Source organism: Bradyrhizobium genomosp. III (assembly GCF_000261705.1).
Lineage (GTDB): Bacteria > Pseudomonadota > Alphaproteobacteria > Rhizobiales > Xanthobacteraceae > Bradyrhizobium > Bradyrhizobium ottawaense.
In genome coordinates this window covers 1-15,438 of sequence record NZ_AJQF01000018.1, presented here as the reverse complement: position 1 = coordinate 15,438, position 15,438 = coordinate 1, and the positions used below count along the sequence as shown (strand labels likewise).

The following is a 15,438-nucleotide window of genomic DNA, read 5'->3' as shown; positions in this document are numbered from 1 at the left end:
CCGCGACAAGATTGTCGCGCGGCAGCGATGGCCAATATCAAGGCCTGATCGAAAAATTCTCCGGCGGCCCGGCTTTTCGCAGCGGCTCGGCGAGGCGCGCGAACTCGCACAGCAGCGAGCGCGTCTTGCGGGGATCGATGATCTCCTCGACCCAGAATTTCTCGGCCGAGCGGAACGGCGAGCGCAGCTTGTTAAGGCGCTCCTCGATCTCCTTGAGCTTCTCCGCCTTGTCCTCGGCAGCATCAATGTCGGCGCGGTAGGCAGCCTCGATGCCGCCTTCGAGCGGCAGCGAGCCCCAATAGGCCGACGGCCAGGCGTAGCGGATCGAGAAGCGGTCGGCCGGCTGATGCACCACGCCCGCAACACCAAACGCGTTGCGCAGGATCACGGTGCACCAGGGCACGGTGGTCTGGTTCACCGCAGCCATGGCGCGAACGCCGTGGCGGATGGTGGCGGCCTTCTCGGCATCGAGGCCGATCATGAAGCCCGGGCAGTCCATGAGATAGACGACCGGCAGATGAAAAGTTTCGGCGAAGTCGACCCAGCGCACCACCTTCTGGCAGGCATCCGCCGTCCAGGAGCCGCCATAATGAAAGCTGTCGCTGGCGAGGACCAGCACCGCCCTGCCCTCGAGTCGCGCGAGACCGACGATGATGGGCTTGCCGAAATTCTTGCCGACCTCGAAGAACGAGCCCTTGTCCACGACGGACTCGATAATGGGCCGCATCTTGTAGACCTGCTTGCGGTTGCGCGGCACAGCGTTCATCAGCGCCTCTTCGGAGCGCTCGGGATTGTCGGTGCAGGGCAAGGTCGGCGGCAGCTCATAGACCGATGACGGCAGATAGGACAGGAAGCGCCGCGCGCAGGCGAACGCCTCTTCTTCCGTATCGACGGCATGATCGACCGCGCCGGCGCGGGTCTGGATGTCGGCGCCGCCGAGCTCCTCCTTCGAGAGGTCCTGCCCGAGCGCCTTCACCACCGGCGGCCCCGCGACGAACATCGCGGACTTCCTCGTCATGATCGAATAGTGGCTGGCGGCAAGCCGCGCGGCACCGAGCCCTGCGACCGAGCCAAGGCCGAGGGCGACCACGGGAACGCGCGACAAATTCTCCGTCGTGAAGCGATACCAGCGCGTGCCGCCGATGCCTCCAGGCAGATTCGCGGCGCCCTTGGTCTCGATGGTCTTGACCGAACCGCCGCCGCCGGAGCCCTCGATGATGCGGACGATCGGCAGGCGGAAATCATGCGCCATCTCCTCCGCCATCAGCGGCTTTGCGGAAATGGACGCATCCGCCGAGCCGCCCCGTACCGTAAAGTCGTCGCCGACCACAACCACGGTGCGGCCGTCGACGCGCGCACGGCCGAACACGCAGTTCGCCGGCGTCAATTTCTGCAGCTCGCCGCTGCTATCGTACTCACCGATGCCGGAGACGGCACCGATCTCGTGGAAGCTGCCGCGATCGATCAGCTTGTCGATACGCTCCCGAACAGTCAGCCGGCCCTGGTCATGCTGTCGCTTGACCTTGTCAACGCCGCCCATCTCCCGCGCGAAGGCTTCGCGCCGGGCGAGCTCGTCGAGTTCCGGCTTCCAGTTCATTCACTCCCTCCGAATTGATCGGCTTGTTATTGTTGTGCACGGCCATTGCGACCGGTTTACGCGGGATGCGGTTGTTGAAGGCGTCGCCTTCCGCGCCCTCCATCAGGCTGCCGAGCGAACGGCCGAGCTCGAGCATCAGGGGTGCGACTTCGGCATGCAGCCGCTGCTCGTCATACATCGTGGACAGAAGGCCGATCGTGATGACGACGTAGGTCTGGTACTGCGGCGACCAGATCGGCACCGCGAGCCCGTTGATGTGCGGGCTCCAGAGGCCACAGGCCACGACATATCCGCGCTCACGCAACATCTGCCGATTGGCTTCAATGCGGGGTTTCAGGATCTTCGCAGCCTCGGGCGCTTCCCGTTCCACGTCCGCGATGAAGGCATCGCCGATCTCCGGCGCCAGCGCCGCGGTGTAGGCCGCGCCCGCGGCGGTCGAGGCCATCGAGATGCGGCTGCCGGTGCCCTCGTGCAGGCCGAGGGCGGTCGGCGAGCGCGCGAACTGCAGATAGACCAGATGGAAGCGATCGGGCACGACGAGGCCGACTGTGCCCGGCAGCTGCTCGGCGACTTCCTGAAGCCGTTGCCGGATCATGCTGCGCAGCTGCGCGCCCTTCATCATCGAGGCACTCATCGCCACCGCGCTCGGGCCGATGCGATATTTCTGATCGCGCGGCAGGTAGACCAACTGGCCCATCCGCGTCAGCGTGTGCGTGAGCCGCGACACCGTCGAGCGCGGCAGGCCGCAGCGATTTGAAATCTCGAGATTGCCGAGCCTTGCCTCGTGGCCCTCGAAGCATCGCAACACGTCGAACGCGCGCGAGACCACCTGGATGACATCACCCTCACCGGCATCGCCAGCGAGCACACCTTGCCTACTCAACCGCTCGGATCGTCGTCCCATGTTCCCTACCGTTTGTTCCGCTGTGCGGAATTAAATTCCACTTGCAGTCGACGCTACCTCAGGCATTTTGCGACGACAACAAAAAGGCGATGGCATGCCAGAAATTAAGATCGTCACGGAGGTCGCCGGGCGCGTCTGCGCAACTCCCGTGCAAGTTGGAGGAACCGTTGCGGATGGCGATGACGTTGTAATCGTCGAAGCCATGAAGATGGAGATACCGGTATCCTCGCCCGCGAACGGCACCATCACATCGCTTCTGGTGAAGCTCGACGACGTCGTTGCCGAGGGACAGGCGGTCGCGATTGTCGCGAGCTGAAGTGCGTTCTCTTCGTGGCCATCCTTCGAGACGCCCGCTACGGCGGGCTGCTCGGGATAAGGTCTGTTTTCGCCGCAGATTCGTAGACCTCATGGTGAGGAGCGCCGCTTACGGCGCGTCTCGAACCATGGGCCGAGCACTCCGTATTCGCCGCGAGGCCGCATCCTCCGCGACAATGTGTCAGTCCGATGCGTCGCATTCCCGGTACGGCGTTGCCATCGCCTGATGCGGGTGACATGATCCGTCGCAAACAAAACTCTGTTTCAAACAAAGAACGAAATTCTTCGCGGCAAACGCGACGATCATTGGAGGGAAACATGCTTCGTGGGCTGCTCATGCTCGCGCCTGCCTTGGTGGCGGGCATCTCTTTTGCGTCTACACGCTATTCGTTCGCCGAAGACATCAAGCTGCCGGCGACGTTGACGTTCACCGCCTATGACACCGGAACGGCCGGCTTCAACATCGCCGTCGGCGTCGGCAAGATGATGAAGGACAAATACGGCACCGATGTGCGCGTGCTGCCCGCAGGGAACGACGTCGCCCGCCTCGCGCCGCTGCGCGCCAAGCGCGCCGTATCCTCGGCGATGGGATCCGGCACCTACTTCGCGCAGGAAGGCATGTTCGAGTTCGGCGCGAAGGAATGGGGTCCGCAGCCGCTTCAGATCCTGCTCTCGACCGTCGACTGCAATTGCGGATCGCTCGGCGTCGCCGCCGACACCGGTGTGAAGGAGCTGAAGGACCTCAAGGGCAAGCGTGTCGGCTTCGTGGTCGGCTCACCCGCGCTGAACCAGAACTCGCTCGCAGTGCTCGCCTTCGCCGGGCTGACGCAGAAGGACGTCAAGGCCGTCGAATTCGCGAGCTACGGCGCGATGTGGAAAGGCCTAATCAACAACGACGTCGATGCCGCTTTCGGCACCACCATCACCGGCCCCGCCAAGGAAGCCGAGACCTCGCCGCGCGGCCTGATCTGGCCGCCGCTGCCCGCCAAGGACAAGGAAGGCTGGGCTCGGATGCAGAAGGTCGGCTCGTTCTTCTTCCCGCAAGTCGCGACCTGCGGCGCCGGCATCTCGCCGGACAAGCCGGTCGAGCTCGGCAACTACCCCTACCCGATCTTCGTCGCCTATGCCTCGCAGCCGGCCGACCAGGTCTATGCGATCACCAAGGCGATGATCACAAATTACGATGCCTACAAGGACTCCGCGCCCGGCGCCGGCGGCCTCGCGGCCGACCGCCAGACCAAGAACTGGGTGGTGCCGGTGCATCCCGGCTCGGTGAAGGCGCTGAAGGAAGCCGGGCAATGGAGCGATGCGCAGGAGGCGCACAACAACAAGCTGATCAAGCGGCAGGAGGTGCTGGCAGCTGCGTGGGCCGATTACGGCAAGTCCAACCCGCCGTCGGACGACAAGGCGTTTCTCGACGGCTGGATGAAGGCGCGCGCGACGGCGCTTGCGAAAGCCGACATGCCGAACGGGTTCGAGGATTAGAGTGTGCCGACATTGAGCTTGACCGTTGCTTCGCGTCAGGTGCGCCGCCTCTCCCGCTTGCGGGAGAGGTTGAGCGAGCTCGCGGCCGCATTCGAGTCAACCAACGGCTATTCGCCTAATTAGTTACCAGCCCAATTAGTTACCAGCCCACGCGCGGGGTCGATTGATGTCTTCCGTTTCCACCTCCACTGCCCCGCAAGACGAGACCAAGCGGGTCGTATTCGACGATCCACATGGCGCGGCCGGCAACATGCAGGAGGCCGAAGTCACGCGCGTGCGCACCTTGCGCGGCGCCTGGCGCTGGACGCTGGTCGCTGCGACCGCGGCCACGATCCTGCTCTGCATCAACCAGCAATTCTCGTTGCGCTTCTTCATCGGCTACACCCAGCTCAACACGGAGTATTTCTATCTCCTGATCGCGTTGATGCTGCCCTTCACCTTCCTGATCTTTCCGGGCTCCGAGCGCGCCCCGCTAGACCGGATTCCCTGGTACGACCTCGTCTTGTTCGCCGCGACTTTCGCCGCAGCGCTGCTGCTGATGTCGAACGTGCGCAAGGCGGCGGAGGCCGGTTGGGAATTCGGCGGCGCGCCGAACAACGTGATCGCCGCGGGGCTCGTGATGTGGGTGATGCTGATGGAGGCGCTGCGCCGCACCGGCGGCTGGAGCCTGCTGTTGAGCGTGCTCCCCTTCACCGTCTATCCGCTGTTCGCCGAATCCAGCTGGCTCGGCCCTTTCCGCGGCACGCAATCGACGTTGGAGCAGGCGACCGCCTATCACGTGCTGTCGGGCGAGAGCCTGCTCGGCATTCCGATCCAGGCCTTCGCCGATACCGTGATCGGCTTCCTCGTATTCGGCACTGCGCTGATGATGACGGGCGCCGGCAAATTCTTCATCAACCTCTCTTTCGCGATGTGCGGGACGTTCCGCGGCGGCGCGGCCAAGGTCTGCATCTTCGCGAGCGGCCTGCTCGGCATGATGTCGGGCTCGATCATCTCCAACGTGCTGACCGCCGGCACCATGACCATCCCCGTGATGAAGAAGAGCGGCTTTCGCGCCTCCTATGCCGGCGCGATCGAGGCCTGCGCCTCGACCGGCGCGGTGCTGGCGCCGCCGGTGATGGGCGCGACCGCCTTCGTGATCGCGCAGTTCCTCAATATCAGCTACGCCGAGGTCGCGGTCGCCGCGATCATCCCGGCCGCGCTCTATTATGTCGGCCTGTTCATGCAGGTCGATACCTACGCCGCGCGCCACGGGCTGAAGGGGATTCCGCGCGCCGAGCTGCCGCGGATCATGGATACGATCAAGGACGGCTGGTACTACGTCTTCGTCATCGCCCTGCTGATCGTGATGCTGCTCTACTTCAAGCGCGAAAGCCATGCGCCGTTCTACGCGACCGCGCTGCTGCTGGTGCTCAACCAATTCTTCTCCAAGGACACCCGCTGGACCCTTGCGACGATCGGAAAATTCCTCGAGGTCAACGGCCGCACCTTCGTCGAGCTCGTCGGCATCCTCGCTGGCTGCGGTCTCCTGATCGGCGCGTTCTCGATGACCGGAGTGGTGTCGAGCCTTGCTAACGATCTCTTGCATATTGCCGGCGACAATCCCTTCCTGCTGCTCGGCATGTGCGCGGTCACCAGCCTGATCCTCGGCCTCGGGCTGACGACGACGGCCTGCTACATCTTCCTTGCCATCCTGGTCGCGCCCGCACTGGAGAAGCTCGGGCTGAACAAGATGGCCGTGCACATGTTCATCTTCTATTGGGGCATGCTGTCCTCGATTACCCCGCCGGTCGCGATCGCCTCCTTCGCGGCCGCAGGCATTGCCGGCTCGCCGGCGATGAAGACGGGCTGGGAATCGATGTGGGTCGGCAGCATCATCTATTTCATCCCGTTCTTCTTCGTGCTTAATCCGGCGCTGGTGCTGCAAGGGCCGAGCCCGTATCTCGCCGGTCTCGGCCTGATGGGACTTGCTGCGTTCGGCACGCTGTTCATCTGCGGCGGCATCCAGGGCTATCAGCCCTTCGTCGGGGACTTACGCAGCGCCGGCGGGCTGGAATGGCCGATCCGCGTTCTGCTGGTGATCGGCGGCTTCGTGGTGGCGACACCGGGCGGCGGGATCATGCCGCTGTCGCAGCTGCAGGTGACGCTGCTGGGCCTTGCCATCCTTGCACCCACGGTTCTGATCGCCCTGCTGCTGGTCCGGCGGCAGGCCGTGGTACCGAACGGGTTGCGCATACCCTGATTGCGTTGCACAAAGAGAGGCGATGAAACCGCTTTCGCCCCTCGCCTCCGCCTGGAGCCGCTCGAAGCCGCCCTTGCTGCGGTTTCTGGACAATTGCCTCAACGAATTCTCGGCCGAGACCTCAGGCGCGGTCGCCGACTACATTCCCGAGCTGAGCAAGGCTGATCCTGCCTGTTTTGGCATCAGCCTCGCCACGCTCGACGGCCATGTCTACGAGGTCGGCGACTCCAGGGTGCCCTTCACCATCCAGTCGATGTCAAAACCGTTCGTGTTCGCGCTGGCGCTTGACCTGCTCGGCGCCGGCAGGGTCGAGAGCGCGATCGGCGTCGAACCGTCGGGCGATCCTTTCAACTCGATCCGGCTCAATTCCGAGAACCACCCGTTCAACCCGATGGTCAATGCCGGCGCGATCGCCTGCACGGGGCTGATCTACGACAGCAAGGGCGCAGATGCCTTCGAGCAGATACGCCTGGCGCTGAGCCGCTTCGCCGGTCGCGATCTCGCGGTGGACGAGGCCGTCTACGGCTCGGAGAGCCAGACCGGCGACCGCAACCGCGCGATCGGTTATCTCTTGAAGACCAACGCGGTGATCTCGGACAATGTCGCAGGCGTGCTCGACGTCTATTTCCGGCAATGCGCGGTGCTGGTCACCGCGCGCGACATCGCGGTGATGGCGGCGACCCTCGCCAATCGCGGCGTCAATCCGGTCACGGGTGAGCAGGTGCTGACGCCTTACGCGATCTCCCGCACGCTGTCGGTGATGACGTCCTCGGGCATGTACGACTATGCCGGCGAATGGATCTACCGGATCGGCATTCCCGCCAAGAGCGGCGTCGGCGGCGGCATCCTTGCCGCCCTCCCCGCCCGGCTCGGGCTCGGCAGCTATTCGCCAAGGCTCGACAAGCACGGCAACAGCGTGCGCGGCATCAAGGTCTGCGAGGCGCTGTCCTCACATTACGATCTGCACATGCTCAACCGCAGCGACGATGCGCGCAACGCCGTCATCGCCGACTACGATATCGGCAAGAGCCCGTCGCGCCGCGTGCGCCGGCCGCAGGAGCGCGAGATTCTCGCCGCCCATGAGCAGGAGGTGCGGATCATCGAGCTGGTCGGCACGCTGTCACTGTCCGCGGTCGACTACGTCTCCCGGCGGCTTGCGGGGCGGCCCCGTCCGCAATTCGTGATCTTCGATCTGCACCGCGTCACCTCCACCACGCGCGCCGGGGCGCGGCTCGTCGCCGAAGCGTTCGAGGAGCTCGCGGCGCTGAATGTCACGGTGGTGCTGTCGGGCGTCAGGCGCGCATCCAAGGAATGGGACACGTTGCGGGAATGGACGGCCGAGCTGAAGAACGTCCGCGACTTCTACCTGCTCGACACCGCGATCGAATGGGCCGAAGACCAGATCGTCTACCGCTACGGCGGCTCGATCGACTTCCACGAGACCACCGAGCTTGCCGAGCAACCGCTGCTCGAGGGCCTCGGCGAGGACGAGCTGACTGACCTCACCTCGATCTGCACCATCCGCACCTATCAGTCCGGCGCGAAGATTCTCACCACGGGCGATCCCGCCGATTCCCTGTTTTTCCTGCGCAGCGGCGCCGTGCACGTCACGCTGCCTGACGGCGTGCGGCTCGCGACGCTGACCGCGGGCATGGCGTTCGGCGAGATGGCGCTGCTGGAATCCACGCGCTCGGCCGACGTCTTCGCCGACATGGCAGCGACCGCCTATGAGGCTCCGCTGCAGGAATTCGAACGCTTCCGCCAGCGGCACCCGCACGCCAGCGAGCGCATCATGCGCAACCTCGCCCAGCTCCTCGCCGACCGCCTGATTGTCGCCAACGCGAAGGTGGATATTCTGACATCGATGTAGAGCAGCTCATTCACGACAGGTCGTCATGCCCGGGCCTGTCCCGGGCATCCACGTCCATCGTGCTGCATGGCATGGCCGGGACGAGCCCGGCATGACGCTGTGGAGGCTGTCGGTGTCCAGCCTACATCTCTTGCCCTACCGGCTCGCCGCCTCGCTCAGCCGCCGCTTGATCTTTGCCGCGCTCCTTTCGAGCAGCTCGGACGGCTTCTGGCCGGTCGTCGCGCAGAGGCAGGCCCAGTAATAGATGACGTCGCCGAGCTCATCGACGAGGCCAGCCTTGTCGAGCCAGTCATCGCGCAACAGCTTCTTGATGTGCTCGGCCACCTCGCCGGCCTCGCCCGCGAGGCCGAGACCGAGATAGGACAGCCGCTCGTTGGACGGATGTTCATCGACTTTCGCAACGCTCGCGGCCCAGGCCGCATATTCATCGATCGTCATTGGCATCCCTCGCCGCGGTGCTTCGATCAGCCCACCACTTCGGTAACGGGCTGGAGATCGATCTCAAACGTCTCCAGGAATTTTGACGTCATGATGTAGAAGCCGACCGAGAGCTGCAGCTCGACCAGCGCAGCCGGCGTCAGCTTCGCTGCGATCGCCTTGAAGGTCGCATCCGTCGGCTTCTTGAGTTTCACGATCTCGTCGGTGAAGGCGAGCGCGGCGCGCTGCACCTCGTTGAAGCACGTCGCCGCCTGCCAGTTTTCGAGCGCCTCGTTCTGCGCGTCGGTGACGCCGACATTCTTGCCGATCCGCTTGTGCGCGACGATCTCGTACGGCGCCTCGCACAAGATGCCGGTGCGGGTGATCGCAAGCTCGCGCACGACCGGATCGAGCTCGCCCTTGTGACGGATGGCGCCCCCCAGGCGGCAGTACTGCTCGAAATAGCTTGGCGAGTGCGCCATCATGCGGAAGATGTTGGCGTTGCGGTTCTTGTCGAGAATTTCGCGGGTGCGGTCGGATGCCTTGGACGGGTCGCTGTAGTTGATGCGGGCCATGATTTTCCTGAAGTTTTCCCTGATTTTTTGATGCTTTTTGTCGTCGTCCGCGCAAGTTCCCAAAGACTCTATTCGCGCGAGGACGCAGGAGCAACATTATCGAGTCAAATTGCCGCCGCATTGCTGATCGACCCTGACACAGTCGATATTCGCCGCGTGGGGACAAATCACGGTGAATACTCGCAAATGGGGTGTTCCGAGTAAAACAATTGGCCGTCGGGTGCGCTAGCCGCACAACGATGAGTCACGCCCAAGTCTAGGGAGAAAAAGGCATGAAGGAAGCCACCAAGGGGGCGGCCTCGGGAGCGCTCGCGCATATGCTGGCGGTGACGGCGATGCTCGTCATCGCCAGCATCTTGTTCTACGGGCGTTAGTTGGAGTTCTAGAGTTTTCGTCATTCCGGGGTGGCCCTCGCACAGGCCAGGCCCAGAATACCCGTTCCAGGCTCGGTCCCATGACCGCCCCCGAATGACGAATCCCGTTACGTTTCCTTCGTGAAGAACGGCACGAGTTTCCCGGCAAACGGCTTGAAGCTCGCGAAGACCGAATCGCCGATGGCGAGTCCGTTGTCGCCATGCGCCATCATGCGAAAACCCTCGGCGCAATCGACCAGCAAAATGTTGTAAGGCACGTGTGCGCGCGTCTCGGGTGTGGCGGCGCGGCAGACCAGCGAGCTCGCATAGACCCTGCCCTTGCCGCTGGCGCGCTGCTCGCGCGGATCCGATTCGCCACAAGCCGCGCAGAAGGCGCGGTGGAAATACTGCACATGCCCGCATGAGTTGCAGGTCTGGTAGGTGATGGCCGCCTCGCCCTTGGTCCAGTCTGCCAGACGCCCGCTCATCGCACCCGCTCCAGGAACATGCTCACATGCGACGACAGCACGCCGCCGTCGCCATGCAGCAACGCGATCGAGGCGTCGCGCACCTGGCGGCAAGCCGCCCGCCCCGTCATCTGCAAATGCGCCTCGACCAGATGCGCCATAGCGCCGCCGACGCCGCAATGGCCATAGCTGAGCAGGCCGCCATGGGTGTTCAGCGGCATCGCGCCGTCGCGGCTGAAATGGCCCGATCGGACGCGGGCTGCGGCCTCGCCGCGGCCGGCAAGACCGAGGTCTTCGAGCAGCATCGCGAGCGTAATGGTAAAACTGTCGTAGATCGCGGCGTAGCGCACATCGGAGATCGCAAGGCCCGTGGCCTTCTTGGCGCGGGCGATGGAGATCTCGGCGCCGAGTTCGCTGAGCGCGGGCGCGGCCGTGACATGCTGATGGGTATGCGCCTGGGCGCAGCCGCGGATGCGCACGCCCGCCTCCCCCGTCCGCTCGCGGCTGATGATGAAGGCGGCGCCGCCGTCGGACACGGGGCAGCAGTCGAGCAGCTTGAGCGGCATCGCCACCGGCTTCGAGGCCATGACGTCGGCAACGGTGATCGGGTCGTGGAATTGCGCGCCGGGATGGGTGCAGGCGTGGCTGCGCATCAGCACGGCGAATTCGGCAAGGTCCTCTTCGGTCACGCAATATTTGTGCATGTACCTGTTAGCGACGAGGCCGTAATAGGCTGGGATCGTTGGTCCCAGCGGCACCTCGTAATCGGGATGGCCGACCTGCGCCAGCGCCTGGATCGAGGCATCGCGGCTCTGCCCGGTGAGCCGGTTCTCGCCGGCAACGACCAGCACATTGCGCGCGACGCCCGAGGTGACGAGGTGATGCGCCAGCATCGTCATCGCGAGTCCCGTGGCGCCGCCGACCTGCACGGCGTGAGCGTAACTCGGGCGGATTCCAAAGTGCTCGGCGAACACGGTCGCCAGCATGATGTGCGGCGAGACGGTGGAATAGCCGCAAAGGATGCCGTCGATGTCCGCACGCTTCAGCCCGGCATCGTCGAGCGCGGCTTGTGCCGCCTGGCTCATCAGGTCGAGCGAGGACGAGCCTTCATGCTTGCCGAAAGACGTGAGGCCGACGCCGGTGATGAAGCTCATCGTCTCTCCTCCTCGTCATTCCGGGGCGCGCCCCTTGGCGCGAGCCCGGAATCCATACTCACGATCGTGGTTATGGATTCCGGGCTCGCGACTTCGTCGCGCCCCGGAATGACGGATGAGAGAGTTGTCGCCATCACTTCCTCCCCTACTCCGGCGGCGAGCGCGTGACGCCGTCGCGCACCATGGCGGCGATCTCGTCGGCGGAGTATCCGATCTCGCGAAGAATCTCCGCGCCGTGCTCGTTGAGCCGCGGCGCCAGCCGCACCGGCTCGGCCTCCGTCTCCGACCAGGTCGCGGTCACTTTCATGCTGCGGATCGGACCTTCGGTCGGATGGTCCACGACCGGAAAGAAATTCGTCGCCTCCAGATGCTCGTCGTGCAGGATCGAGGCGAGGTCGTGCATCGGCATGACCGGCACGTCGGCCTTGGTCAGCAGGTCGATCCATTCGGCGGTGGAGCGCGTCTCGAAGATGCGCGCGAGCTCGGCATAGACGACGTCGATATTGGCGGCGCGCCCCGCGAAAGTCGCGAATTTTGGATCGACACGCAGATCATCGCGCGCCGTCGCCTTGAAGAAATTCTCCCACTGCTTGTCGTTGTAGACGATGACGCTGAGATAGCCGTCCGAGGTCTTGTACGGCCTGCGGTCGCGCGAGAGGTGGCGGGCATAGCCGCCCTTGTCGAGCGGCGGCTCGTAGGTGAGCCCGCCCATGTGATCGCCCATGACGAAGCCGGCCATGGTCTCGAACATCGGGATATCGACGCGCTGGCCGCGTCCGGTGCGGTCGCGATGCACGAGACTGGCGCAGATCGCGCCGACGGCGGTGAGGCCGACGATGCGGTCGACCAGCGCGTTCGGCACATAGCGCGGCACGCCGTCGCCGGTCTGCGCCATCAGCGCCGGTAGCGCGGTGGCGCCCTGGATCAGATCGTCATAGGCGGGCTTTGCGGCATACGGGCCATCCTGGCCGAAGCCGAACACGCCGGCATAGACGAGGCGCGGATTGAGGGCGGAGACGACGTCGTAGCCGAGCTGCAGCCGCGCCATCGCCTGGGGGCGGACGTTGTAAACCAATACGTCGGCGTCCTTCAGCAGCCGCAACACGGCCTCGCGGCCCGCGGGCTTCTTCAGATCGAGGCAGATCGAGCGTTTGCTGCGGTTGGTGTTGAGGAATACCGGGCCCATGCCGGCATGGCGCATCGGGCCGATCAGGCGGGTGACGTCGCCGTCGAGCGATTCCACCTTGATGACGTCAGCGCCGTAATCGCCGAGCATCTGGGTCGCATACGGCCCCATCAGCACGGTGGTCATGTCGATGACCTTGATGCCCTTCAGCGGCCCCATCATTCGCTCCCGATTGCGCGGGGGGCTCAAGGCGCGGCCCCGCGATTTCGGTCCAGCTAAGGGCAGCGGTGCCGCGCGCGCAAGGGCGGCCGGCGTATGGCCGCATGCGCCGCGCGGTGATATCGGCCGCTATTTCTTCTGGCGGGATTCGCGGATCTTGAGGAGCCGGTCGAGCTCTTCGTTCTGCTGGCTGATCCGGTCGGCGATGCGCGACTCGTTCTGCTCGCCTGAGGCGGCCGCGGCCTGCTCGATGAGCTGCCTTATATTGTCCTCGAGGATCGCAATCCGACCGTTGAGTGCGTCCATCGACAGCGAGTCTTCGTAGTCAGTGCTCATGATGCATTTCCGCCAATCAATCAGGAGCCATAGGGTGGGCCAAGCGAAGCGGGCCCACCATGATCTAACGCAAGGAAGAGGGTGGGCACGGCGCCTTCGCGCCTTTGCCCACCCTACAAGACCTACTTCAGCGGCTCCAGCACCGAGACGTAGTTGGCGACCGCGGCGCCGCCCATGTTGAAGATGCCGCCGAGCTTGGCGTTCTTGAGCTGCATGCCCTCGGGCGCCTGGCCTGCGAGCTGCATCGCGGTCATCACATGCATGGAAACGCCGGTGGCGCCGATCGGATGGCCCTTGGCCTTCAGGCCGCCGGACGGATTGACCGGCAGCTTGCCGTCCTTGAGCGTCCAGCCTTCCTTGATGGCGCGGGCGCCCTGCCCCCTCGGCGTCAGCCCCATCGCTTCGTATTCGATCAGCTCGGCCACGGTGAAGCAGTCATGGGTCTCGACGAAGGAGAGATCGGACAGCGTCACCCCGGCCTTCTCCAGCGCGCGCTGCCAGGCAACGGTGCAGCCCTCGAACTGGAGGATGTCGCGTTTGGACATCGGCAGGAAGTCCTGGGCGTGCGCGGTGGCGCGGAAGCCGATCGACTTGGTCATGCCCTTGGCGGTCTCGGCGTCAGCCAGCACCAGCGCGGCGGCGCCGTCGGAGACCAGCGAGCAATCGGTGCGCTTCAGGGGGCCGGCGACGTAGGGGTTCTTCTCGCTCTCGGCGCGGCAGAAGTCGAAACCGAAATCCTTGCGCATCTGGGCGAAGGGATTGGCGACGCCGTTCTTGTGGTTCTTGGCCGCGATCAGCGCCAGGGCGTCGGACTGGTCGCCGTATTTCTGGAAATAGGAGCTGGCGATCTTGCCGAACACGCCGGCGAAGCCGCCGACGGTGTCGCCGTCCTCGGGCAGGTAGGACGCCTTCAGCAGGTTCTTGCCGATCTCGGCGCCCGGGGTGCGGGTCATCTGCTCGACACCGACGACCAGGACGATCTTGGCCGCGCCTGCGGCGATCGCGCGCAGGCCCTGGTGCACGGCGGCAGAACCGGTGGCGCAGGCGTTCTCGACCCGGGTGGCCGGCTTGAAGCGCAGCTTCGGGTCGGCCTGGAGCACCAGCGAGGCGGTAAAATCCTGCGCCGAGAAGCCGGCGTTGAAATGGCCGAGCACGATCTCGTCGACATCGCCGGCCGAAATGCCGGCATCGGCCATCGCCTCATTGGCGACGCGGGTGACGAGGCTTTCGACGGTCTCTGTGTCGAACTTGCCGAACGGCGTATGCGCCCATCCGACGATGCTGGCGGTCATGGTCATGTCTCCCTGGGGTCTCTCTTCCTGAGCTAAGTCTTAGCGCAGGGATGGCAAGACTTCACGCGGGTTTCAGGGCCTTGAGGGTGCGCTGGCAGATGGCAGTTATGCCGGCCCAGTTCCCGGCCTTGATCTCGGCCGTCGGGCACAGCCAGGAACCGCCGACCGCGACTACATTGGGCTCGGCGAGCCAGCTCGCCGCATTGGCCTCACCGATACCACCGGTCGGACAGAACCGCACGTTCGGGAACGGGCCGCCGAGCGAACGCAGGCCCTTGATGCCGCCGGCCTGCTCAGCCGGGAAGAATTTTGCGACGTCGAGGCCGTGCGACAGCGCCAGCATCAGCTCGGACGCCGTGGCGATGCCCGGCGCGAACGGCAGGGAGCTGTGGGCGGCGGCCTTGAGGAGATCGGGGGTCAGGCCGGGGCTGATGCCGAAGGCGACGCCGAGCTTCTCGACACGGGTGAAGTCGGCCGGATTCAGGATCGTGCCGATGCCGACGACCGCCTCCGGGACTTCGGCCATCATCGCCCTCGCCGCCTCGATCGCAACCGGGGTGCGCATGGTCACCTCCAGCGTGCGGACGCCGCCGGCAACCAGCGCGCGCGCCAGCGGCACGGCATCCTGGATCCGCTCGATGGTGAGGACGGGAATGACGGTCGCCGCCTTGAACAGCGCGGCGAGGTGGTTCTGTTGGGCAGTCGTGGTCATAGGGTCTCGATCTTTACTTGGTCGCCTGGCGGGAGGTCGCCGGCCGGTGCCGTTTCTTCGGCGGCATGGCATAGCCCGGAATAATGGCGCCGGAATAGCAGATCACGAGGCTGGCGAGGCGATGCCCGGCCTGGGCGGCCTCGACCGGATCGGAACCGGCGAGCCGGGCCGCGATATAGGCCGCGGCAAAGCTGTCTCCGGCCGCCGTGGTGTCGACGACGGGCTTGGTCATCGGTTCGGCCCGGACCTCATGGGTAGCCCCGGGGAAACGCAGCAGGCTGACGGGCTCGGCGAGCCGGAACACCAGCTCGGGCGTCGCGATGCGTGCCATCAGCTGATCGTTGCTCTCACCAGGATAGAGCGCGAGCAGGTCC

At 65.0% G+C, this 15,438-nt stretch carries 15 protein-coding genes; 4 read left to right on the top strand and 11 right to left on the bottom strand.

Annotation, left to right across the window (positions count from 1 at the left end; all coding sequences use genetic code 11):
• Positions 1–37: 37 nt before the first annotated feature.
• Both IC66_RS0101445 and IC66_RS0101440 read right to left on the bottom strand, forming a co-directional pair.
• Positions 38–1,597 carry an acyl-CoA carboxylase subunit beta gene (locus tag IC66_RS0101445; protein WP_028145143.1) on the bottom strand — a complete coding sequence of 520 codons (1,560 nt, stop codon included), beginning with the start codon at positions 1,595–1,597 and terminating at the stop codon, positions 38–40.
• Positions 1,527–2,501 carry an IclR family transcriptional regulator gene (locus IC66_RS0101440; RefSeq protein WP_028145144.1) on the bottom strand — a complete coding sequence of 325 codons (975 nt, stop codon included), beginning with the start codon at positions 2,499–2,501 and terminating at the stop codon, positions 1,527–1,529. The genes IC66_RS0101445 and IC66_RS0101440 overlap by 71 nt, the downstream gene beginning before the upstream one ends.
• A 94-nt stretch (positions 2,502–2,595) precedes the next feature.
• Here IC66_RS0101440 and IC66_RS0101435 point away from each other — a divergent pair, with 94 nt between their 5' ends.
• The 4 genes from IC66_RS0101435 to glsA all read left to right on the top strand — a co-directional run bounded on the left by IC66_RS0101435 (position 2,596) and on the right by glsA (position 8,413).
• Complete coding sequence (locus tag IC66_RS0101435) at positions 2,596–2,817, top strand: acetyl-CoA carboxylase biotin carboxyl carrier protein subunit (protein ID WP_028145145.1); 222 nt, start codon at positions 2,596–2,598, stop codon at positions 2,815–2,817.
• A gap of 317 nt (positions 2,818–3,134) precedes the next feature.
• A complete protein-coding gene (locus tag IC66_RS0101430) occupies positions 3,135–4,301 on the top strand; it encodes a TAXI family TRAP transporter solute-binding subunit (RefSeq protein WP_038946423.1) in 1,167 nt (388 codons plus the stop codon).
• Between the two features lie 166 nt (positions 4,302–4,467).
• Positions 4,468–6,543 (top strand): TRAP transporter permease, encoded by a 2,076-nt coding sequence (locus IC66_RS0101425; protein WP_038946422.1) that lies wholly within the window; start codon positions 4,468–4,470, stop codon positions 6,541–6,543.
• A gap of 22 nt (positions 6,544–6,565) precedes the next feature.
• Positions 6,566–8,413: a glutaminase A gene (gene glsA / locus IC66_RS0101420; RefSeq protein WP_038946421.1), complete on the top strand. Its 1,848-nt coding sequence runs from the start codon at positions 6,566–6,568 to the stop codon at positions 8,411–8,413.
• A 135-nt stretch (positions 8,414–8,548) separates the two neighbouring features.
• Here the strand turns inward: glsA and IC66_RS0101415 are convergent, their stop codons facing one another.
• The 9 genes from IC66_RS0101415 to IC66_RS0101370 all read right to left on the bottom strand — a co-directional run.
• Positions 8,549–8,851: a nucleoside triphosphate pyrophosphohydrolase family protein gene (locus IC66_RS0101415; RefSeq protein WP_028145149.1), complete on the bottom strand. Its 303-nt coding sequence runs from the start codon at positions 8,849–8,851 to the stop codon at positions 8,549–8,551.
• 26 nt (positions 8,852–8,877) lie between these two features.
• Positions 8,878–9,405 (bottom strand): carboxymuconolactone decarboxylase family protein, encoded by a 528-nt coding sequence (locus IC66_RS0101410; protein WP_028145150.1) that lies wholly within the window; start codon positions 9,403–9,405, stop codon positions 8,878–8,880.
• A 481-nt stretch (positions 9,406–9,886) separates the two neighbouring features.
• Positions 9,887–10,246, bottom strand: a complete 360-nt coding sequence (locus tag IC66_RS0101400; protein ID WP_038946420.1) for a Zn-ribbon domain-containing OB-fold protein — start codon at positions 10,244–10,246, stop codon at positions 9,887–9,889.
• Positions 10,243–11,379, bottom strand: a complete 1,137-nt coding sequence (locus tag IC66_RS0101395) for a thiolase family protein (protein ID WP_038946419.1) — start codon at positions 11,377–11,379, stop codon at positions 10,243–10,245. The genes IC66_RS0101400 and IC66_RS0101395 overlap by 4 nt, the downstream gene beginning before the upstream one ends.
• A gap of 145 nt (positions 11,380–11,524) precedes the next feature.
• Positions 11,525–12,724, bottom strand: a complete 1,200-nt coding sequence (locus IC66_RS0101390; protein WP_038946418.1) for a CaiB/BaiF CoA transferase family protein — start codon at positions 12,722–12,724, stop codon at positions 11,525–11,527.
• Positions 12,725–12,853: 129 nt separating this feature from the next.
• Positions 12,854–13,060 (bottom strand): hypothetical protein, encoded by a 207-nt coding sequence (locus IC66_RS0101385; protein WP_028145154.1) that lies wholly within the window; start codon positions 13,058–13,060, stop codon positions 12,854–12,856.
• A 122-nt stretch (positions 13,061–13,182) separates the two neighbouring features.
• Positions 13,183–14,352, bottom strand: a complete 1,170-nt coding sequence (locus tag IC66_RS0101380; RefSeq protein ID WP_028145155.1) for an acetyl-CoA acetyltransferase — start codon at positions 14,350–14,352, stop codon at positions 13,183–13,185.
• 61 nt (positions 14,353–14,413) lie between these two features.
• A complete protein-coding gene (eda, locus tag IC66_RS0101375) occupies positions 14,414–15,064 on the bottom strand; it encodes a bifunctional 4-hydroxy-2-oxoglutarate aldolase/2-dehydro-3-deoxy-phosphogluconate aldolase (RefSeq protein WP_028145156.1) in 651 nt (216 codons plus the stop codon).
• A gap of 13 nt (positions 15,065–15,077) precedes the next feature.
• Positions 15,078–15,438 (bottom strand): PfkB family carbohydrate kinase (locus IC66_RS0101370; protein ID WP_038946416.1); only part of this gene is annotated, 361 nt, incomplete at its 5' end.